General features: G+C 72.9%; 19 protein-coding genes and 1 pseudogene. 11 read left to right on the forward strand and 9 right to left on the reverse strand.

Features of this window, described 5'->3' with window-relative positions:
- The first annotated feature begins 204 nt into the window (after positions 1-204).
- A complete protein-coding gene (locus ABD329_RS41580) occupies positions 205-1437 on the forward strand; it encodes a glycoside hydrolase family 10-like protein (protein WP_344317773.1) in 1233 nt (410 codons plus the stop codon).
- A 73-nt stretch (positions 1438-1510) separates the two neighbouring features.
- On the opposite strand, the gene ABD329_RS41585 is transcribed toward ABD329_RS41580, so the two are convergent.
- Both ABD329_RS41585 and ABD329_RS41590 read right to left on the reverse strand, forming a co-directional pair.
- On the reverse strand, positions 1511-1717 hold the full coding sequence (locus ABD329_RS41585) for a DUF1918 domain-containing protein (protein ID WP_020867170.1): 207 nt from the start codon (positions 1715-1717) through the stop codon (positions 1511-1513).
- A gap of 265 nt (positions 1718-1982) precedes the next feature.
- A pseudogene (locus tag ABD329_RS41590) lies at positions 1983-3032 on the reverse strand (DMT family transporter); the annotation flags it as partial.
- On the opposite strand from ABD329_RS41590, the gene ABD329_RS41595 reads away from it, so the two are divergent.
- Positions 3031-4479: an aminotransferase-like domain-containing protein gene (locus ABD329_RS41595; protein WP_198282363.1), complete on the forward strand. Its 1449-nt coding sequence runs from the start codon at positions 3031-3033 to the stop codon at positions 4477-4479. The pseudogene ABD329_RS41590 and the gene ABD329_RS41595 sit on opposite strands and share 2 nt — an antisense overlap.
- A 654-nt stretch (positions 4480-5133) precedes the next feature.
- Positions 5134-5706 (forward strand): histidine phosphatase family protein, encoded by a 573-nt coding sequence (locus ABD329_RS41600; RefSeq protein ID WP_198278191.1) that lies wholly within the window; start codon positions 5134-5136, stop codon positions 5704-5706.
- 16 nt (positions 5707-5722) lie between these two features.
- Here the strand turns inward: ABD329_RS41600 and ABD329_RS41605 are convergent, their stop codons facing one another.
- On the reverse strand, positions 5723-6241 hold the full coding sequence (locus ABD329_RS41605) for a GNAT family N-acetyltransferase (RefSeq protein WP_198278203.1): 519 nt from the start codon (positions 6239-6241) through the stop codon (positions 5723-5725).
- Positions 6242-6379: 138 nt separating this feature from the next.
- Here ABD329_RS41605 and ABD329_RS41610 point away from each other — a divergent pair, with 138 nt between their 5' ends.
- Positions 6380-8599, forward strand: coding sequence for an NADP-dependent isocitrate dehydrogenase (locus ABD329_RS41610; protein WP_198278192.1), 2220 nt, complete (start codon positions 6380-6382; stop codon positions 8597-8599).
- 134 nt (positions 8600-8733) lie between these two features.
- On the opposite strand, the gene ABD329_RS41615 is transcribed toward ABD329_RS41610, so the two are convergent.
- The gene (locus ABD329_RS41615) at positions 8734-9924 is read right to left on the reverse strand and encodes a PP2C family protein-serine/threonine phosphatase (RefSeq protein WP_198278204.1); all 1191 of its coding nucleotides are present in this window, start codon (positions 9922-9924) and stop codon (positions 8734-8736) included.
- Between the two features lie 140 nt (positions 9925-10064).
- The gene (locus tag ABD329_RS41620) at positions 10065-10652 is read right to left on the reverse strand and encodes a TetR/AcrR family transcriptional regulator (protein WP_198278193.1); all 588 of its coding nucleotides are present in this window, start codon (positions 10650-10652) and stop codon (positions 10065-10067) included.
- A 70-nt stretch (positions 10653-10722) separates the two neighbouring features.
- On the opposite strand from ABD329_RS41620, the gene ABD329_RS41625 reads away from it, so the two are divergent.
- From ABD329_RS41625 to ABD329_RS41650, 6 genes are all read left to right on the forward strand, one after another.
- On the forward strand, positions 10723-11616 hold the full coding sequence (locus ABD329_RS41625) for an NADP-dependent oxidoreductase (RefSeq protein ID WP_198278194.1): 894 nt from the start codon (positions 10723-10725) through the stop codon (positions 11614-11616).
- A 62-nt stretch (positions 11617-11678) separates the two neighbouring features.
- On the forward strand, positions 11679-12707 hold the full coding sequence (gene argC / locus ABD329_RS41630; protein ID WP_198278195.1) for an N-acetyl-gamma-glutamyl-phosphate reductase: 1029 nt from the start codon (positions 11679-11681) through the stop codon (positions 12705-12707).
- Positions 12704-13858, forward strand: a complete 1155-nt coding sequence (gene argJ / locus ABD329_RS41635; protein ID WP_198278196.1) for a bifunctional glutamate N-acetyltransferase/amino-acid acetyltransferase ArgJ — start codon at positions 12704-12706, stop codon at positions 13856-13858. Before argC ends, argJ begins: the two co-directional genes overlap by 4 nt.
- Positions 13855-14805 carry an acetylglutamate kinase gene (gene argB, locus ABD329_RS41640; RefSeq protein ID WP_198278197.1) on the forward strand — a complete coding sequence of 317 codons (951 nt, stop codon included), beginning with the start codon at positions 13855-13857 and terminating at the stop codon, positions 14803-14805. Before argJ ends, argB begins: the two co-directional genes overlap by 4 nt.
- Complete coding sequence (locus ABD329_RS41645; RefSeq protein WP_198278198.1) at positions 14802-16004, forward strand: acetylornithine transaminase; 1203 nt, start codon at positions 14802-14804, stop codon at positions 16002-16004. The genes argB and ABD329_RS41645 overlap by 4 nt, the downstream gene beginning before the upstream one ends.
- A gap of 8 nt (positions 16005-16012) precedes the next feature.
- Entirely contained in the window at positions 16013-16564 is a 552-nt protein-coding gene (locus tag ABD329_RS41650; RefSeq protein WP_037964504.1) for an arginine repressor, read from the forward strand.
- Positions 16565-16684: 120 nt separating this feature from the next.
- Here ABD329_RS41650 and ABD329_RS41655 read toward each other — a convergent pair whose 3' ends face one another.
- Entirely contained in the window at positions 16685-17713 is a 1029-nt protein-coding gene (locus ABD329_RS41655; protein ID WP_309142773.1) for a bile acid:sodium symporter family protein, read from the reverse strand.
- A 66-nt stretch (positions 17714-17779) separates the two neighbouring features.
- The gene (locus ABD329_RS41660) at positions 17780-18370 is read right to left on the reverse strand and encodes a pyridoxamine 5'-phosphate oxidase family protein (protein WP_198278200.1); all 591 of its coding nucleotides are present in this window, start codon (positions 18368-18370) and stop codon (positions 17780-17782) included.
- Positions 18371-18421: 51 nt separating this feature from the next.
- On the opposite strand from ABD329_RS41660, the gene ABD329_RS41665 reads away from it, so the two are divergent.
- Positions 18422-18820, forward strand: coding sequence for a DUF488 domain-containing protein (locus ABD329_RS41665; protein WP_198278201.1), 399 nt, complete (start codon positions 18422-18424; stop codon positions 18818-18820).
- 40 nt (positions 18821-18860) lie between these two features.
- On the opposite strand, the gene ABD329_RS41670 is transcribed toward ABD329_RS41665, so the two are convergent.
- Positions 18861-19601, reverse strand: a complete 741-nt coding sequence (locus ABD329_RS41670; protein WP_425574442.1) for an FAD:protein FMN transferase — start codon at positions 19599-19601, stop codon at positions 18861-18863.
- A gap of 47 nt (positions 19602-19648) precedes the next feature.
- The coding region (locus ABD329_RS41675; protein ID WP_344317775.1) for an FMN-binding protein at positions 19649-19987 on the reverse strand (339 nt) is incomplete at its 5' end.

Genomic DNA, 19987 nt, shown 5'->3' on the forward strand with positions numbered 1-19987 from the left:
GTTGCCACCACATCGGGCTCGCCGCCCCATGGCACCCGGCGCGGGCCGCCCGGCCACCGCTGGGCCTGCGCCCCCGGCGCGTCGGCGTTGTCCGACACCACGCCTTCTCGGGGGCGACGGGGGAGGGCTCCCGGCCTTTCGGGTCCCGGCCGGTGGCGGCGGGCTTTACGTTGACGGCACGACCGAGGCGAGGAGTTGGGTTTCGTGGGTCGGATCACGCGCAGAAGTCTCACGGTGGCGGCCGCCGGAGCGCTGGCCGCCACCGTCACGGCGGGTGACGCGCTGGCGGAGGGGCGGGGCGGTGGGCACCGGCCCGAGTTCCGCGGGATGTGGCTGGCCACCGTCGCCAACCGCGACTGGCCGTCCAGGCCCGGTCTCCCCGCGCAGCAGCAGCGGGCCGAGCTGCTGGGCTTCCTCGACACCGCCGTGAGCCGCCGGCTCAACGCGGTGGTCTTCCAGGTCCGGCCGACGGCGGACGCGCTGTGGCCCTCACCGTACGAGCCGTGGGCGGAGTGCCTCACCGGCGTCCAGGGCAAGGATCCGGGCTGGGATCCGCTGGGCACCGCCGTGCGCGAGGCGCACCGGCGCGGTCTCGAGCTGCACGCCTGGTTCAACCCGTACCGGATCGCCAACCACACCGACCCCGCGCGGCTGATCCCCACCCATCCGGCCCGGGTGCACCCCGAGTGGGTGGTGCCGTACGGCGGGAAGCTCTACTACAACCCCGGGCTGCCGGAGGTCCGCCGCTTCGTCCAGGACGCCATGCTGGACGCGGTCGCGCGCTATGACATCGACGCCGTCCACTGGGACGACTACTTCTACCCGTATCCGGTGGCCGGTCAGGTCTTCGACGACGACGCGGCGTACGAGCGCCACGGCGCGGGCTTCCCGGACCGCGCGGCCTGGCGGCGGAACAACATCGACCGCCTGGTGTACGAGACGGCCGTGCGCGTCAGACGACTGAAGCGGCGGGTGCGGTTCGGCATCAGCCCCTTCGGCGTCTGGCGCAACCAGGCCACCGACCCGCTCGGCTCCGCCACCACGGCGGGGGTGCAGACCTACGACGACCTCTACGCGGACACCCGTGGCTGGGTGCGGCGGGGCTGGCTGGACTACGTCGTCCCACAGGTCTACTGGAACATCGGCTTCGCCGCCGCCGACTACGCGGTGCTCGTCCCCTGGTGGTCGGAGGCGGTCCGGGGCACCGGGGTGAACCTCTACGTCGGCGAGGCGCTCTACAAGGCGGGCGATCCGGCGCAGCCGGCGCCCTGGCAGGACCCGGCGGAGCTGTCCCGGCACCTGAGCTTCGACCGGGACTTTCCCCAGGTGCGCGGCAATGTGTACTTCTCGGCCAAGGAAGTGGTCGCCGACCGCAACGGCGCCATGGCGCGCGTGGTCGCCGACCACTATCCGTATCGCGTCCGTCCGCCCCGCTGACCCGGGCCCTGCCCCGTGGGGGCGGCTACGGGTGTCCGGTCCGCCGCGGGGGTCCAGATCCGTCGGCCGCCCTCTACCGCTGCCCGGGTCCGGCGGCCAGGTGGCGGACGACCGAGTCGGGCCCGGGGGAGAACAGGCACTCGTGTCCGTCGTCCTCGTAACGCACGCGGTAGGGCGGTTCCCCGTTATCCCCGAGCACTTCGATGATCTCCGCTACACGATCGTGAATTCCGACAACCCTGCCGTGCACCAGCAGCTTGTCGCCTACGGTCGCCTCCATGTGCGTGACCTCCCGTCCGCTGGAGGGCAATGCGGTCTGCTGAGGACATGCGATCCCTGAGGCCAGTCTATGGCCGGTTGTCCTGGTTTGCTCCGGCCGGGGGGTGATTTCGGTCCACCGCTTCGGGGACCGGGTCGGAGCCTTCGACGGTTTCGGACTCGGGTGTGCGGCGCTCGGGTGTGCGGCGCTCGGGTGTATGGCCCTCGGGTGTGCGGCCCTCGGGTGTGCGGCCGGGGCCGGAAGCCCGTACCGCCCCTGCCGGGACCCGGGCCCGCTGGGTCACCCCGATGCACACCAGCACCGCGACGGCGGCGATCGGGGCGGCGGGGGTCAGCGTCTCGCCGAGCAGCAGCACCGACCACACCAGGGTGAGCAGCGGCTGGGCCAGTTGGAGCTGGCTGGCCCTGGCCACTCCGATGGCCGCCATCCCCCGGTACCAGACCACCAGGCCCACGAACTGCGAACCGACCGCCAGCCACAGCAGCCCGGCCACCGCCCGGCCGCCGAGGTGGACGTCCTCGCCCGCCAGCGCGAGCACCGCGCCCGGCACCGAAAGCGGCAGACAGCCCACCAGCGCCCAGCCGATCACCTGCCAGCCCGGCATATGGCCGGCCAGCCGGCCGCCCTCGGTGTAGCCCGCCGCGCACACCACCAGCGCGCCGAACAGATACAGATCGCCGGCGGTGAGCGCTCCGCCGCTCTGCTGCACCGCGAAGGCGATCACGACCGCGGCCCCGGCCAGCGCCGCCGCCCAGAACACCCGTGAGGGCCGCACCCCGGTGCGTACGGCGGAGAAGGCGGCGGTGGTGAGCGGCAGCAGGCCGACCACCACGGCCGCGTGCGCGGTGGTGGAGGTCTCCAGGGCGAGCGTGGTCAGCAGCGGGAAACCCACGACGACCCCGGCCGCGACGACCAGCAGCCCCGGCCAGTGGCGGCGGTCCGGCACCGGGACCCGCAGGGCGGCCAGCGCCCCGCCCGCGATCAGCGCGGCGAGCACGACCCGGCAGGTGGTCGTTGACCAGGGGCCGAGGCCGGTGAGCGCCCAGGCGGTGGCGGGGAAGGTGAGGGAGAAGGCGGCCACGCCGAGCGCGGCGAGCAGGGTGCCGGTGCGGAGGGCGAACGGTGTCGGGAGCGCCGGGACCGCGTGAGCGTCGCCCCGGCCCGGGGCGGGGCCGCCGCCTGGTGCGGGGTCGGCGCCCGGGGGTGGGTCGGCGCCCGGGGCGCGGCCGCCATCTGGTGCGGGGTCGGCGTCCGGGGCGGGGGCACCGCTCACCGCTATCGCACTGCCGTCAGTAGCGCTATCCTGTGCTGTCATGCAACAGCGTAGCAGTGTGGCTGAGCTCGCGGAATCGCTGCGGAGGGACCTGGACCGCTACTCACCCGGTGAGAAGCTGCCGTCCAGCCGGGCCCTGGTCGAGCGTCACCGGGTGAGCCCGGTGACCGTCTCCCGCGCCCTCGCCGCGCTCGTCGCCGAGGGGCTGGTGGTCACCCGCCCCGGCGCCGGTGCCTTCCGCGCCGACCGGCCGCGGGCCGGGGCGCCGCGGCCGGGCGACACCTCCTGGCAGGAGGTCGCGCTGAGTGTGGAGACGGCCGGTGAGTCGGTGCCGCGCTCGGTGGACGCCTCCGGCGTCCTGGCCACGCTCGCCGCCCCGCCGCCCGGGATCCTGGAGTTCAACGGCGGCTATCTGCACTCCTCCCTCCAGCCCGAACGGGCGCTGGCCGCCGCCCTGGCCCGCGCCGGGCGGCGGCCCGGTGCCTGGGACCGCCCGCCGGTGGAGGGCCTGCCCGAGCTGCGCGCCTGGTTCGCCCGCGAGATCGGCGGCCCGGCCGGGGCCATCGGCGCCTCCGACGTCCTGGTCACCGCGGGCGGCCAGTCCGCGCTCACCAGCGCGCTGCGCGCGCTCGCGCCGCCCGGCGCGCCCGTCCTCGTCGAGTCCCCCACCTACCCCGGCATGCTCGCCACCGCCCGCGCCTCCGGGCTGCGCCCCGTCCCGGTCCCGGTGGACGCCGACGGGGTGCGCCCCGATCTGCTCGCCGAGGCGCTGCGGGCGACCGGCGCCCGGGTCTTCGTCTGCCAGCCGCTGTTCCAGAACCCCACCGGCGCGATGCTCTCCGCCGAGCGGCGCCGCGAGGTGCTCGCGATCGCCCGTGAGGCGGGCGCGTTCGTGGTGGAGGACGACTTCGCGCGCCGGCTCGTCCACGAGGACGCGGCCCCGCTGCCCGCCACCCTCGCCGCCGATGACCCCGACGGGGCGGTGGTCCACGTCTGCTCGCTCACCAAGGCCACCTCGCCCAGCCTGCGGGTGGGCGCGCTCGCCGCCCGCGGCCCCGCGCTGGAGCGGCTGCGCGCGATCCAGGTGGTCGACAGCTTCTTCGTGCCCCGTCCGCTCCAGGAGACCGCCCTGGAACTCGTCGGCGCGCCCTCCTGGCCCCGCCATCTGCGTACCGTCGCCGCCGAACTGCACGCCCGCCGCGAGGCGCTCGTCACCGCCGTACGGCGGGAGTTGCCCGCGCTGGAGCTGCGCCATGTCCCGCCCGGCGGCTACCACCTGTGGCTGCGGCTGCCCCAGGGCACCGACGAGGCCGCCCTGGCCTCCGCCGCGCTGCGCACCGGGGTCGCCGTCGCCCCCGGCCGCCCGTACTTCTGCGCCGAACCGCCCGCGCCGCATGTACGTCTGAGTTTCGCGTCGGTGGCGGGCACCGGTGAACTGGCGGAGGGGGTGCGGCGGTTGCGCACCGCGTGCGAGGAGGTACTGGCGTAGCGGCTGTCCGGCGAACCGGAACGCCTGCGGCGGGCTGCTCCCCTCCCCGCCCCTCCCCGAACCTGGGGCTCCGCCCCAGCCCCCGGTCCCGGGGCTCCGCCCCAGGCCCCGGTCACGGGCCCCCGGACCCCGGTCCCGGGCCCGCCCCAGCCCCCGGTCCCGGGGCTCCGCCCCAGGCCCCGGTCCCGGGGCTCCGCCCCAGCCCCCGGTCCCGGGGCTCCGCCCCAGGCCCCGGTCCCGGGGCTCCGCCCCAGGCCCCGGTCACGGGCCCCCGGACCCGGGCCCGAACCCCGCCCCAGACCCCGGACCCGGGCCCCGCCCCAGGGCCCGGGCTCCGCCCCTTCCCGGGTATCGATATGCGGCTCCGCCGTGTGGCGGGGCTTCGCCCCAGACTCGGGGGCCGGGGGCGGAGCCCCTGCCACGCGGCGGAGCCGCGTATGCATGCTGCGGGGAGGGGAAAGCGCGGCGGAGCCGCACATCGACACGGCCCCCTGCCCCTCCGGGGCGCCCGCATTCTGCCCGCCACCCACGATGCGCACGGTGTTCATGAGACGGCCGCTTCGAGCCGCCCGATGACCCGGCGCACACCGAAAGGGCCTGCTCTTCTCCTGGTTACGGGCCCTTCAGCCGCGGCCGTGACCTTACGATGCCGGGATGACGTTTCGGCTGACGCTGGTCGCCGCCGGCCGCAGTTCCTCCCGGCTGGGGGAGCGCTTCGGGGACGACCGGCCGTTGGATTCGGAGGGCCGGCTCGCCGCCGAGCGCGCGGCCCCCGGGCTGCTGCCGCTGGCCGCGGCGGAGCTGCGCTACTGCTCGCCGTCGACCCGCAGTCGGGAGACCGGCGACGCGCTGGGCTTCACGCCGCTGGTCCAACTCGCCCTCCGCGACTGCGACATGGGCCGCTGGGCGGGCCGTTCCCTCGCCGATGTGATGGCGCGCGAACCCGCGGAGGTGGACGCCTGGCTCGGCGATCCGCGCTCATCGCCGCACGGCGGGGAGTCGCTGCACGCGTTCATCATGCGGATCGGCGGCTGGCTGGACACCCGCCCGGCCGAGGACCACGCCAAGATGGTGGCCGTGGCCGACCCCGGGGTGGTCCGCGCCGCCCTGATGTACGCGATCAAGGCGCCGCCGCACTGCTACTGGAACGTCGACATCCGTCCGCTCTCCACGGTCACCCTCACCGGCCGGGCGGGCGAGTGGCGGCTGCGCGTGGACGGTACGTAAGCACAAGGGCCCCCGCTCACCGCGTGAGCTCCTCGGCCAGCAGATCCATCAGCAGTCCGTCGTGCCACGTACCGTCGGCGCCGCGCTCATAGGACCGCATGACGCCGACGGGCCGGAAGCCGACCTTGGCGTAGCACCGGATCGCGGCGGCGTTGTCCGCCGCCGGGTCGATCACGATCCGGTGGTGGCCGTGGTCGGTGATCAGATGGCGGGCCAGCGTGCGTACGGCGTCGGTGCCCAGCCCCTGCCCGTGCACCGCCGGGTCCAGATAGATGTCGATGTTCGCGTGCCGGTAGTCCGGGTCGGCCTCGGCCGACCACTGGATCATGCCGATCACCACACCCTCGTCCTCGCTGTCCTCGATGGTCAGGTGCTCGGCACCGGTGTCGGCCAGGTCCTCGCGCACCGCCGCCACCAGGTCCGCGCCGCCCCGCCAGCGCGCGTACACCTCGGGCGTGGCGCGGATCGCGGCCAGGGAGGGAACATCGGAAGGGACGGTGGGGCGCAGTACCACCCGCGCGCCCCGCAGAGTCATCGGCATGGACCGGACGATCCCATCGGAGCACGGGCCGTGACCAGGGCGCGGCTTTCTGCCCAGGGCCCTTTCGGGAAAGCGCTCGGCACCGGATATCTTGATGTCGAGCAATGTTGCAGACGTGGAGCGGAGCACCCGGTGACTGACTCGACCATCATCTATACGCACACGGACGAGGCCCCTGCCCTCGCGACGTACTCGTTCCTGCCGGTGATCGAGGCGTATGCCTCCACCGCCGGGGTCGGCGTGGAGAGCCGGGACATCTCCCTGGCGGGCCGGATCATCGCCCAGTTCCCCGAGCACCTGGAAGAGGGCCAGCGCATCCCCGACGCCCTCGCCGAGCTGGGTGACCTCGCCAAGACCCCCGAGGCCAACATCATCAAGCTGCCGAACATCTCGGCCTCGATCCCGCAGCTGAAGGCCGCGGTCGCCGAGTTGCAGCAGCAGGGCTACGCGCTGCCGGACTACCCGGACGACCCGAAGACCGACGAGGAGCGGGAGATCCGCGCCCGTTACGACAAGGTCAAGGGCTCCGCGGTGAACCCGGTGCTGCGCGAGGGCAACTCCGACCGCCGCGCCCCCGCCTCGGTGAAGAACTACGCCAAGGCCAACCCGCACCGCATGGGCGCCTGGACGGCCGATTCCAAGACCAATGTGGCCCACATGGACACCGATGACTTCCGCTCCACCGAGAAGTCCGTGGTGATCCCGGAGGACGGCGCGCTGCGCATCGAGCTGGCGGGCGACGACGGCTCCACCACCGTGCTGCGCGAGTCGGTACCGGTGCTGGCGGGCGAGGTCGTGGACGCCTCCGTGATGCGCGTCGCGGCGCTGCGCGAGTTCCTCTCGGCGCAGGTGGCCCGCGCCAAGGCGGAGGGCGTGCTGTTCTCGCTGCACCTGAAGGCCACGATGATGAAGGTCTCCGACCCGATCGTCTTCGGCCACGGCGTGCGCGCCTTCTTCCCCAAGACCTTCGCCGAGCACGGTGAGACCCTCGCCGCCGCCGGTCTGACCCCGAACGACGGTCTGGGCGGCATCCTCAAGGGCCTGGAGGACCTGCCCGGGGGCGCGGCGATCAAGGCGTCCTTCGACGCCGAGCTGGCCGAGGGCCCGGAGCTGGCCATGGTCGACTCCGACCGCGGCATCACCAACCTGCACGTACCGTCCGACGTCATCGTCGACGCCTCCATGCCGGCCATGATCCGCACCTCCGGCCATATGTGGGGCCCGGACGGCGAGGAGCACGACACCCTCGCGGTGATCCCGGACAGCAGCTACGCCGGGATTTACCAGGCCGTCATCGACGACTGCCGCGCCCACGGCGCCTTCGACCCGGCCACGATGGGCTCGGTGCCCAACGTCGGCCTGATGGCGCAGAAGGCCGAGGAGTACGGCAGCCACGACAAGACCTTCGAGATCCCCACCACCGGCACCGTCCGCGTGCTGGACGGGGCGGGCAACGCGATCATCGAGCAGGTCGTCGGCGCCGGTGACATCTTCCGGATGTGCCAGACCAAGGACGTGCCGATCCAGGACTGGGTCAAGCTGGCCGTCACCCGCGCCCGCGCCACCGGCGACCCGGCCGTCTTCTGGCTGGACGAGGGCCGCGCCCACGACGCCAACCTCATCGAGAAGGTCAAGGCGTACCTGCCGGAGCACGACACCGAGGGTCTGGACATCAGGATCCTGGCCCCGGTCGAGGCGATCAAGCTCTCCCTCGAGCGGATCCGCCGCGGCGAGAACACGATCTCGGTCACCGGCAACGTCCTGCGTGACTACCTGACCGACCTGTTCCCGATCCTGGAGCTGGGCACCAGCGCCAAGATGCTCTCGGTCGTCCCGCTGATCAACGGCGGCGGTCTGTTCGAGACCGGCGCGGGCGGCTCGGCGCCCAAGCACGTCCAGCAGCTGGTCAAGGAGAACTACCTGCGCTGGGACAGCCTGGGCGAGTTCCTGGCCCTCGCGGTCAGCTTCGAGCACCTCGCACAGAAGACGGGCAACGCGCGGGCCCAGGTCCTCGCCGACACCCTCGACCGGGCGACCGGCACCTTCCTCGCCGAGAACAAGTCGCCCAGCCGCCGCGTCGGCGGTATCGACAACCGCGGCAGCCACTTCTACCTGGCCCTGTACTGGGCCCAGGAGCTGGCCAAGCAGACCGACGACGCCGAGCTGGCCAAGGCGTTCGCCCAGCTCGCCGACACGCTCTCCAGCCAGGAGCAGACGATCGTCGACGAACTGCTCGCGGTCCAGGGCTCCCCGGCCGACATCGGCGGCTACTACCAGCCCGACCCGGCCAAGGCCGCGGCCGTCATGCGCCCGTCCGCGACCCTCAACCAGGCCCTCGCCACCCTCGGCTGACCCGCCTGGCGCGCCTGACGCGCCTGACGCGTCACCGCACCGCCCCCGGCCGGCACCCGCCCGGCCGGGGGCGGTCCCCTTTTCCGTCCCTTATCCCGTCTCCTTTCCGTCTCCTTTCCGTCTCGTACGGGCGGCTATGTGGCGGGGACGCCCATCAGGGCCGCGGCCTGATCGGTGGGGCCGGGCACCGGCCCCAGCCATTCGCAGAGCAGGACGGTGGCGTCGTCCTGGAGGCGGCCGTCGTGGTGGGCCATGACGGCGCCGACCAGACGGCGCAGCGTCTCCGGAACGGGCAGCCCGTCGGCGTGCTGCCGGATGAGGAAGTCCACGAACCGGGTCAGGCCGAACTCGCGGCCGCCCGGGCGCCGCGCCTCGGTGATGCCGTCGGTGTAGAACACGAGGCGGTCGCCGGGCTGGAGCTGCTCCCGGCACAGCGTGGCCTCCAGCTCGAGTCCCATGCCCAGGGGGAGGCCCGGCGGACACCGCAGATGGGTGGTCCAGCGGCCGCCGCGAATGATCAGTGGCGGGTGATGGCCGAAGCTGACCCAGCGCAGCTCCCCGCTGCGGGTGTCCAGATCGGCCAGGATGCCGGTGGCGTAGCGGCCTCCCTGGAACTGCTCGATGAGCGCCTCGTCGACCTTCTCGCCGGTCCGCACCAGGTCGGCGCGGCGGCGGCGGGCGTTGCGGCACGCTCCCAGGGCGAGGTTGGCGGTCAGCCCGGCCGCGGTGTCGTGCCCCATCGCGTCGAAGACCGCCAGGCGCACCATCGGTCCGTCCGTGGCGTAGTCGTACGCGTCCCCGCTGATGTCGAACGCCGGCTCCATGACGGCGGAGATGGCCACCCGGCCGTCCGCGTAGGTGGTCTGTGGCATCAGCCGCCACTGCATTTCGGCCGCGATGGTCATCGCCTCGCTGCCCACCAGCCGGGCGAAGGCGTCGCTGAAGTCGCGCTTGCTGACCACGATGAGCGCCACGAGGGCGGAGAGCAGTTTCATGTCCTCGCGGGCCCGTGCGTCGTCGGTGGCCGTGGTGACCCGCAGCAGACCGATGCGCTCGGTGCCGTTCAGCAGCGGCACCCACCACTGGTGGCGGCCCGGCTGGGCGGGAGCCGCGGGCAGCACCTCCCCGTACTGGTAGGCCCGGCCCGGCACGGTGCCCTCGACCTTGAGCTCCTCCGGTTCCCCGCCCTCCGGCCCCATGGCGCCCGAGGCCGTCAGCTCCCGTAGTACGCGCCGCCGCACATCGACCAGGTAGATCAGCACCTGGCCGATACCGGCGGCTGCCGCGTGCTCGGCCACGGTGACCGGCAGCATCTCCAGCGGCATCAGATGGCTGGCGGCCAGCAGTTCGCCGAGCAGCTGCCTGCTGCCCGACTCCCGACTCCGGTCCGTCACGACCGCTCCCTCTCGTCCGAGGCCGCGGATCGCGGCCCGGCACCCCCTTCAGTGTCGCGCGGAACGGTTCCTCACGTACGTCGAGACGGTGAGGCGACCTCCCAGGCCGCCTCGATCATCCGGAAGATCTCGTCCACGGCGGCCTCCGGATCGGGCGCCTCACGGGCCAGCGCATAGGCGTCGATCACGAACCTCGCGATCGTGCGGCAGGCCGTCGTGGTCCGCGACTGACCGGGATCGGCGGCGATGGCCGCTGCCAGCGACTCGGCATGGCGCAGCCTCATCGACTCCTCGTACTCCCGCAGTGCGGGCGATGCCTCGATCATGTGCCAGATCGGGGCGGCGCCGTCCGCCGCGCAATGGCGCACCAGGGCCTGGATCTCACGGCGCAGCGCGGGGAGGAGCGGCTCATCCGGCGCCCGGCCGGTGACCGCCTGGGTGAGGCGTTGCTCGAAGTCCTGGTCCTGCTCGAACACCAGGGCCTCTTTCGAGGCGAAGTGGGAGAAGAGCGTGGTGACGGCCACGTCGGCCTCGGCGGCCACCTCACGGATGCCCACCGCTTCGTACCCGCGTTCCAGGAAGAGCCGGAGGGCGGTGTCGGCGATCTTCTGGCGGGTCGCGGCCTTCTTGCGCTCACGGCGTCCGGGCGGCACGGTCATGGGCTCACGCTATCAGATACAAAACCAGAACCGTTTTGAAACACTAACCGTTAGTGTTACGGTCGGCCGCATGAAGAAAGTGAGCTTCGCCGAGTTCGGCGGTCCGGACGTTCTGCACCTCATCGACGCCGAGGAGCCCCACGCGGGCCCCGGCCGGATACGCGTCGCCGTACGGGCGGCGGGCGTGAACCCCGTCGACTGGCGGATCCGTGAAGGCCAGGTCCTGGGGGCCCATCCGACCGTGTTGCCCTCCGGGGTCGGGCTGGACGCCTCCGGGGTGGTGGACGAGGTCGGCGAGGGCGTCGAAGGGGTCGAGATCGGCGACCGCGTGTTCGGCGAGGGTTCGAGCACCTATGCCGAGTTCGCCGTGCTGTCGGCCTGGGCCCGGATGCCCGAGCGGCTGACGTTCGAGGAGGCGGCCGGGTACCCCTCCGTGGTGGAGACCGCGCTGCGCGTCATCCGCGAGGTCGGCGTACGGGCCGGGCAGACGCTGCTGGTCAGCGGCGCGTCCGGGGGAGTCGGCTCGGCGGTGCTCCAGATCGCCCGCGACCGCGGCATCGCGGTGATCGGCACGGCCGGGGCCGCGAACCAGGACTATCTGCGGAGCCTGGGTGCCGTCGCCACGACGTACGGCGAGGGCTGGGTCGAGCGGGTGCGGCGGCTCGGTCAGGTCGACGCGGCGCTCGATCTGGCCGGTTCGGGGGTGATCCGCGAGCTCGTCGAGCTGACCGGGGACCCGCGGAAGGTGGTCTCCATCGCCGATCTCGGCGCCCCGGAGCTCGGTGTCCGGTTCTCCGGCGTGGCCGGGAGCGTGCCGGAGGCGCTCGCCGAGGCCGTCGACCTCATCTCGCGGGGGAGGCTCCACATCCCGGTCGAGAAGTCGTACCCGCTCGCCGGGGCCGCGGCGGCGCACATCGACAGCCAGGCCGGTCATACGCGCGGGCGCCGGGTCATCGCCCTCTGACCCTTTGCATAAAGCTGCCGTGAAACGTATAGTCATGCCATCATCTAGGGAGGACGACGGCGATGGCCATACGTGCTGCGGTGGCGGGCGCGAGCGGATACGCGGGCGGGGAACTGCTGCGGCTGCTGCTGGCCCACCCCGAGGTGGAAATCGGCACCCTGACCGGAAACTCCAATGCCGGACAGCCCCTCGCCGGGCTCCAGCCCCATCTGCTCCCGCTGGCCGGGCGGGTGCTGGAGCCCACCACCGCCGAGGCGCTGGCCGGGCATGACGTGGTCTTCCTGGCGCTGCCGCACGGGCAGTCCGCCGCCGTGGCCGAGCAGCTCGGTGACCAGGTCCTGGTCATCGACTGCGGCGCCGACTTCCGGCTGGAGGACGCGGCGGACTGGGAGAAGTTCTACGGTTCGCCGCACGCCGGCACCTGGCCCTACGGCCTGCCCGAGCTGCCCGGCGCCCGCGCCGCGCTGGAGGGCACCAAGCGCATCGCGGTGCCGGGCTGCTACCCCACCGCCGTCTCCCTCGCGCTCTTCCCGGCGTACGCGGCCGGGCTGCTGGAGCCCGAGGCGGTCATCGTCGCCGCCTCCGGGACCTCGGGCGCGGGCAAGGCGCCCAAGCCGCATCTGCTGGGCAGCGAGGTCATGGGCTCGATGAGCCCGTACGGCGTCGGCGGCGGCCACCGGCACACCCCCGAGATGATCCAGAACCTGTCCGCCGCGGCGGGGGAGCGGGTGTCGGTCTCCTTCACCCCGACCCTCGCCCCGATGCCCCGCGGCATCCTCGCCACCTCCAGCGCCAAGGCCAGGCCCGGAGTCACCGGGGAGAGCCTGCGCGCCGCGTACGACAAGGCGCTGCGGGACGAACCGTTCGTCACCCTCCTCCCCGAGGGCCAGTGGCCCTCCACCGCCGCCGTGTACGGATCCAACGCCGCGCTGCTCCAGGTCGCCCATGACGAGGCGGCCGGACGCGCCCTCGTGATCAGCGCCATCGACAACCTGACCAAGGGCACCGCGGGCGGCGCGGTGCAGAGCATGAACATCGCCCTCGGCCTCCCCGAGGAGCTGGGACTTTCCACGATCGGAGTCGCTCCATGAGCGTTACGGCAGCCCAGGGCTTCACGGCCTCCGGCGTCGCGGCAGGGATCAAGGAGAACGGAAACCCCGACCTCGCACTCGTGGTGAACACCGGCCCGCGCCTCGCCGCCGCGGCCGTCTTCACCTCCAACCGCGTCAAGGCGGCCCCCGTCCTGTGGTCCGAGCAGGTCATCAAGGGCGGTCAGGTCTCGGCCGCCGTCCTCAACTCCGGCGGCGCCAACGCCTGCACCGGCCCGCTGGGCTTCCAGGACACCCACGCCACCGCCGAGAAGGTCGCGGAGGTCCTCGGCCACAGCGCGGGCGAGGTCGCCGTGGCCTCCACCGGGCTCATCGGCGTCCGGCTGCCCATGGACGCGGTGCTGTCCGGGGTCGGCAAGGCCGCCGAGGCGCTCTCCCCGCACGGCGGCGAGAAGGCCGCGATCGCCATCAAGACCACCGACACCGTCCACAAGACGGCCGTCGTGCAGAGCCCCGCCGGGTGGACCGTGGGCGGCATGGCCAAGGGCGCCGGGATGCTGGCCCCGGGCCTGGCCACCATGCTCGTCGTCCTCACCACCGACGCCGACGTGGACACCCCCGGGCTGGACACCGCGCTGCGCGCCGCCACCCGCACCACCTTCGACCGGGTCGACTCCGACGGCTGCATGTCCACCAACGACATGGTGCTGCTGATGGCCTCCGGCGCCTCCGGTGTCACCCCCGACACCGCGGAGTTCGCCGAGGCGGTCCGCCAGGTCTGCGCCGATCTCGCCCGTCAGCTGATCGGGGACGCCGAGGGCGCCTCCAAGGACATCCGGATCGAGGTCGTGGGCGCGGCCACCGAGGACGACGCGGTGGAGGTGGGCCGCTCGATCGCCCGTAACAACCTCCTCAAGTGCGCCGTGCACGGCGAGGACCCCAACTGGGGCCGGGTGCTCTCCGCGATCGGCACCACCTCGGCCGCCTTCGAACCGGACCAGCTCAACGTCGCGATCAACGACGTCTGGGTGTGCAAGAACGGCTCGGTGGGCGAGGACCGGGAGCTGGTCGACATGCGCTACCGCGAGGTCCGGATCACCGCCGACCTGTCCGCGGGCAGCGCCTCGGCGGTCATCTGGGCCAACGACCTCACCGCCGACTACGTCCACGAGAACAGCGCCTATTCGTCATGAGCCAGCCGACCACCCGTAAACACACCGCCCTGCCCAAGGCCCGCATCCTCATCGAGGCGCTGCCCTGGCTGACCCGCCACCACGGCAAGACCGTGGTGGTCAAGTTCGGCGGCAACGCCATGGTCGACGACGAGCTGAAGGCCGCCTTCGCCCAGGATGTCGTCTTCCTGCGCCACGCGGGTCTGCGCCCGGTCGTCGTCCACGGCGGCGGTCCCCAGATCAGCGCACAGCTGGACCGGCACGGTCTGGTGAGCGAGTTCAAGGCCGGGCTGCGGGTCACCACCGACGACGCGATGGACGTCGTACGGATGGTGCTGGCCGGGCAGGTCCAGCGCGAACTGGTCGGGTTGCTCAACCGGCACGGCCCGCTGGCCGTCGGCATGACCGGCGAGGACGCGCATCTGATGTCCGCCACCAAGCACTTCGCCGAGATCGACGGCGAGCAGGTGGACATCGGCCGAGTGGGCCAGATCACCGAGATCGACACCGGCGCGGTCCGGGCCCTGCTGGACGACGGCCGGATCCCGGTCGTCTCCTCCATCGCCCGCAGCGTCGACGACGGCCACGTCTACAACGTCAACGCCGACACGGCCGCGGCCGCCCTCGCCGTCGCGCTGGGCGCCGAGACGCTGATGGTGCTCACCGATGTCGAGGGCCTCTACGCCGACTGGCCCAACAGCGACGAGGTGATCAGCAAGCTCACCGCGAGCCAGCTGGAGAAGCTGCTGCCGGAGCTGGCCAGCGGCATGGTGCCGAAGATGGAGGGCTGTCTGTACGCCGTGCGCCACGGGGTCACCACCGCCCGTGTGCTCGACGGGCGCGTACCGCACTCCATCCTGCTGGAGATCTTCACCGACGAGGGCATCGGCACGATGGTCCTGCCGGACGGGACCGCGATCGGCAAGGACGACCAGGACAGCAAGGGCGACAAGGGGGAGGACCAGTGAGCAACGCGGAGCTGAAGCGGCGCTGGCAGGGGGCGCTCATGGACAACTACGGCACCCCCCGCCTCCCGCTCACCCACGGCGAGGGCACCAAGGTCTGGGACGCGGACGGCAAGGAGTACCTCGACTTCGTCGGCGGTATCGCGGTCAACTCCCTCGGCCATGCCCACCCAGCCGTCGTCCGGGCGGTGTCCGACCAGATCGCCACCCTCGGCCATGTCTCCAACCTCTTCGTGGCCGAGCCCCCGGTGGCGCTCGCAGAGCGGCTGCTCCAGCTCTTCGGCCGCTCCGGACGCGTGTACTTCTCCAACTCCGGCGCGGAGGCGGTCGAGGCCGCCTTCAAGATCGGGCGGCGCACCGGGCGCACCCATATGGTGGCCACCGACGGCGGCTTCCACGGCCGCACCATGGGCGCGCTGGCCCTGACCGGCCAGCCCGCCAAGCAGGAGCCCTTCCTCCCGCTGCCCGGCGATGTGACGCATGTGCCGTACGGGGACGTGGAGGCGCTGCGCGCGGCCGTCACCACCGACACCGCCCTCGTCATCCTGGAGCCCATCCAGGGCGAGAACGGCGTCATCGTGCCGCCGGCGGGCTATCTGGCCGCGGCGCGGGAGATCACCCGGGCCACCGGCACCCTGCTGGTGCTCGACGAGATCCAGACCGGGATCGGGCGGACCGGGCACTGGTTCGAGCACCAGGCGCAGGGCGTCGAGCCCGATGTCGTCACCCTCGCCAAGGGGCTCGGCGCCGGGCTGCCCATCGGCGCCACGCTCGCCTTCGGGCCCGCGGCCGAGCTGCTGACCCCGGGTCAGCACGGATCCACCTTCGGCGGCAACCCCGTCTCCTGCGCGGCCGGTCTCGCGGTCCTCGACACCATCGCCGCCGACGGCCTCCTGGACCGGGTCAAGCGGGCAGGGGAGCGGCTGCGTAACGGAATCGAATCGCTCGACCACGCATTGGTCGCCCGGGTCCGCGGTGCCGGGCTGCTGCTCGGTATCGTGCTCACAGAGTCCCTCGCGCCGCAGGTGCAGAAGGCGGCTCAGGACGCGGGACTCCTGGTGAACGCGGTCGCGCCGGATGTGGTCCGGCTCGCCCCGCCGCTCGTCATCTCCGACGGCGAGGTGGACACCTTCCTCCGGGAGCTGCCCGCCGTCCTGGACGCCGCACATGAGGGAGACGGGGAACGACGAGCCGGAGACTGACGACACCGATGACCGAGGCGCAGCACACCGACGCGCAGGACGTGGGCCACGGCGGACCGGCCGTGCCGCAGACCCGCACCGCACGCCACCGCCGGATCGTGGACATCCTGAACCGGCAGGCCGTGCGCTCCCAGAGCCAGCTCGCCAAGCTGCTCGCGGACGACGGGCTCTCCGTCACCCAGGCGACGCTCTCCCGGGACCTGGACGAGCTGGGCGCGGTGAAGATCCGCAACACCGGCGGTGAGCTGATCTACGCGGTGCCGAGCGAGGGCGGCGACCGCACGCCGCGCGCCCCGCTCGGCGAGTCGGCGAGCGAGGCGCGGATGGCCCGGCTGGCGGGTGAGCTGCTGATCTCGGCGGAGGCGTCGGCCAACCTCGTGGTGCTGCGCACTCCGCCGGGCGCCGCCCAGTTCCTCGCCTCGGCCATCGACTCGGCGGAGCTGCACGACATCCTCGGCACCATCGCGGGCGACGACACGCTGCTGCTGATCAGCCGCGACCCGCTGGGCGGCCAGGCGCTCGCCGACCACCTGCTGCGGCTGGCCCAGAAGGAGCGCTGAGGCGCCCTTAGGGGCGCGGGACTGTGTCGGTATGCGGCTCCGCCGCGCGGGCGTGACCAGCCACAACTGCGCCGCAGATGTTCGACGGCAGGTCAGGGCACTTCCGGTGGAACGCTCAGCTCAGCCGTTGGCCGCCCGCCGCTCCGCCCCGCGGGCTCGGTACGACATCCAAGCCGCCACCACCGCCCCCGAAACGTTGTGCCAGACGGAGAACACCGCGGCCGGGAGCGCGGCCAGCGGGCTGAAGTGGGCGGCGGCCAGGGAGGCGGCGAGCCCGGAGTTCTGCATGCCGACCTCGAAGGCCATGGCCCGGCTGGCGGGCGCGCCCAGCCGGGCCAGCTTGCCGGCCCCGTAGCCCAGCGCCAGGCCGAGTCCGTTGTGGAGCACCACGGCGAGCAGCACCAGCGCCGCGGCCGACTTGATGGCGTCCGCGCTCGCGGCCACCACGATGGCCACGATCACGCCGATGGTGACGGCCGACAGCCAGGGCAGCAGCCCCAGCAGCCGCTGGATGAACCGCCCGGCGACCAGCCGTACGACCAGCCCCCCGACCACCGGCAGCAGTACGGTCTTGAGGATGTCGGTGACCATCGACTCCGCGTCCACCGGCAGGAACTCCCCGGCCAGCAGCAGCGTCAGCGGCGGGGTGACCAGCGGCGCGAGCACCGTGGAGACGGTGGCGACCGACACCGACAGCGCCACATCGCCGCGCGCCAGATACGTCACCACATTGGAGGCCGTTCCGCTCGGCGCACAGCCGACCAGGATGACACCGGCCGCCAACTGCGGGGAGAGGCCGAGGGCGTTGGCGATCAGCCACCCGAGACCCGGCATGATCACATAGTGCGCGACCAGCCCGAGCGCCACCGCCCAGGGCCGCTTGGCCACACCGGAGAAGTCCCGCGGGGTCATGGTGAGCCCCATGCAGAACATGACCACGCCGAGCAGATAGGGCACGTTCGGCGCCCAGCCGCTGAAGGTGCCCGGCGTGGCGAGGCCCGCCGCACCGGCGGCGAGGACGAGGAGGGGGAAGACGGTGACGGCCCGCCGGGCCGCCCGGTCGGCGGCGGCGGGCTCCGGTGAGGGCGAGGGCGCCCGCCCCGCCGCCGTCGGGGAGTTGTCCGCGGAGCTCTTCGATTCGGATCGCACCGCGTGATGGAACGCTTCCGGGGGTGCCTTCCGCAACACCGTCTCGTTATGTGGTCACTACACCCACTATGTGGAACGCAGTGGCGGCAGCGGCAGTGGAAGCCCCGGCAGCCCGTCGATGCTGCTGGCGATGTGCTCCTTCTTGTGGAAGTAGCGGTCCAGCGACTCGTCGTCCTCCCGCCGGAAGCGGGAGGCGTGCAGCGGGCGGTCCTCGCGGTAGTCCAGATACGGGACCGCGTAGCCGCAGGTGTCCCGGATCAGCTCGGCCGACACCACGATGATCGCCCGCAGCCCGTGGTCGTCGACATCGATGTCCGGGAAGTGCGCGAGCAGCGCGGGGAAGCGCGGATCGTCACGGAACACCGGCTCGCCCCGGCCGTGGACGCGCACGATGTTCGGCGGGCCGGTGAAGGCGCACCACATCAGGGTGATCCTGCCGTTCTCCCGCAGATGGGCGATGGTCTCCGCGTTGCTCCCCGCGAAGTCCAGGTAGGCCACGGTCAGTTCGTCGAGTACGGCGAAGGAGCCGGCCAGCCCCTTCGGGGAGAGGTTCACCGTGCCGTCCCCGGCCAGCGGGGCGGTGGCGGTGAAGAACATCTTCTGCTCTTCGATGAAGGTGCGGAGTCTGCCGTCGATACGTTCGTACACCTTTCCCATGTGGCGCATTATCCCTGCGGGTGGTCGCCGGGTCGATGTTTCCATGGGCGTATGGCCACCAAGAAAGCCTCCGCGCGAGCGTCCGCGACTGAGCCCGCGATCCGGATCCGCCGGGTGTACGACGCCCCCGACCCGGACGACGGCACCCGCGTCCTGGTGGACCGCGTCTGGCCGCGCGGCCTCGCCAAGGCCGACGCCCAGCTGGACGAATGGGCCAAGGACGCCGCCCCGTCCACCGAGCTGCGCCGCTGGTACGGCCATGACCCGGACCTCTTCCCGGAGTTCACCCGCCGCTACCGCGCCGAGCTCACCACCCCGGAGCGCCGCGAGGCCGTCGCCCACCTCCGCGAGCTGACCGGCTCCGGCCCCCTGACCCTCCTCACGGCGGTGAAGGACCTCGACCACGGCCATGTCCAGGTGCTGGCCGAGGAGATCCGCGACCAGGGGTGAGCGCCGCCGAGAAAGGGTCTTCCGCGCATGGGAGAGGGTCTTATACGCAGAGCTCCGCCGAGTGGCGGGCGAAACCGCTGGTGTGCCAGGTGGAGCCGTCCGCGCTGATCACGAATGCCTCGGCGTCGGGGAGCCGTCCCAGCCAGGGGCGGGCGCGTTCGGCGCCCATGGCGCAGGCCGCGGTGGCCACGGCGTCCGCGTCGGCCAGGCTGGTGGCGATCACCGTGACCGAGGCCAGGCCCCGCGCCGGGGGGCGGCCGGTGTGGGGGTCCAGGATGTGGCAGCCCCGCTCGGCCGGGCCCGAGGTGGCCACGGCCAGCTCGCCGCGGGCCTCCACGATCGCCGCCAGCTCGCCGCGGCGCAGCGGATCGGCGATGCCCACCCGCCAGGGGCCGCCGTGCACCTGGACGTCGCCGCCGCCGTTCACACACACCGACCCGGCGCCGGAGGAGACCAGCATCCGGGCGGCGCGCTCCACCGCCCAGCCCTTGACCAGGCCGGTCGGGTCGGGGCGGCCACCGGCGTAGCGGGCGGTGAACCAGCCGCCGCTGCGGTGCTCGGCGTCCTCGCACAACCGCAGCACATCGCGGACCTCGGGGTCGCAGCGCGACAGCGTCAGCTCACCGCGCCCCAGCCGGCTGATCTGGCTGTCCCGGCGATAGGTGGAGAACAGCTCGTCCACCCGGTGCAGCCCCACCACGGCCCCGTCCAGGGCGGCCTGCACCCGGGGCCGGTCGGCGGGCGCGACCTCGCGGATGTCGAAGGAGAAGACCGTGCCCATGACGTGCTCGACATGGCGCAGCGGCTCGGGTTCGTCCATTCCGTACGTCACTTGGCACCCGCCTTGTCCAGCGCGCTCTGGAGCGACTTGGCGTAGCCCTCGCTGGTGTAGGTGGCCCCGGAGACCGTGTCCACCTTCGCCGCGGACACCGCCTGCTGGTTGAGCTTGGGGATGGAGTCCTTGGCGATCTGCTCGCTGCGCGGCCCGGAGTCCGGGGTCTTGACCGCCTGCGCGCCGGTGATCTTCCCGCCGTTGACGGTGAGGCTCACCTGGACCGGGCCGTACTGCGTCTGCACGGCGTCGCCGGTGACCGTACGGGCGCCGCCCGTGCCCGCCCCGGCCCCCGTGCCCGCCCCCGCCGTCAGGAGATGTCGCCGCGCAGGATG

This window comes from Streptomyces javensis (assembly GCF_039525925.1).
Lineage (GTDB): Bacteria > Actinomycetota > Actinomycetes > Streptomycetales > Streptomycetaceae > Streptomyces > Streptomyces asiaticus.

Bases quoted from the DNA above. Each gene is read 5' to 3' on its own strand.
- ABD329_RS41600 (WP_198278191.1), top strand. From the start codon at position 5,134: ATGACGTTTCGGCTGACGCTGGTCGCCGCCGGCCGCAGTTCCTCCCGG.
- ABD329_RS41595 (WP_198282363.1), top strand. From the start codon at position 3,031: ATGCAACAGCGTAGCAGTGTGGCTGAGCTCGCGGAATCGCTGCGGAGG.
- ABD329_RS41665 (WP_198278201.1), top strand. From the start codon at position 18,422: ATGGCCACCAAGAAAGCCTCCGCGCGAGCGTCCGCGACTGAGCCCGCG.
- argC (WP_198278195.1), top strand. From the start codon at position 11,679: ATGGCCATACGTGCTGCGGTGGCGGGCGCGAGCGGATACGCGGGCGGG.
- argJ (WP_198278196.1), top strand. From the start codon at position 12,704: ATGAGCGTTACGGCAGCCCAGGGCTTCACGGCCTCCGGCGTCGCGGCA.
- ABD329_RS41670 (WP_425574442.1), bottom strand. From the start codon at position 19,601: ATGGGCACGGTCTTCTCCTTCGACATCCGCGAGGTCGCGCCCGCCGAC.
- ABD329_RS41585 (WP_020867170.1), bottom strand. From the start codon at position 1,717: ATGGAGGCGACCGTAGGCGACAAGCTGCTGGTGCACGGCAGGGTTGTC.
- argB (WP_198278197.1), top strand. From the start codon at position 13,855: ATGAGCCAGCCGACCACCCGTAAACACACCGCCCTGCCCAAGGCCCGC.
- ABD329_RS41620 (WP_198278193.1), bottom strand. From the start codon at position 10,652: ATGACCGTGCCGCCCGGACGCCGTGAGCGCAAGAAGGCCGCGACCCGC.
- ABD329_RS41615 (WP_198278204.1), bottom strand. From the start codon at position 9,924: ATGCCGCTGGAGATGCTGCCGGTCACCGTGGCCGAGCACGCGGCAGCC.
- ABD329_RS41660 (WP_198278200.1), bottom strand. From the start codon at position 18,370: ATGGGAAAGGTGTACGAACGTATCGACGGCAGACTCCGCACCTTCATC.
- ABD329_RS41605 (WP_198278203.1), bottom strand. From the start codon at position 6,241: ATGACTCTGCGGGGCGCGCGGGTGGTACTGCGCCCCACCGTCCCTTCC.
- ABD329_RS41650 (WP_037964504.1), top strand. From the start codon at position 16,013: ATGACCGAGGCGCAGCACACCGACGCGCAGGACGTGGGCCACGGCGGA.
- ABD329_RS41625 (WP_198278194.1), top strand. From the start codon at position 10,723: ATGAAGAAAGTGAGCTTCGCCGAGTTCGGCGGTCCGGACGTTCTGCAC.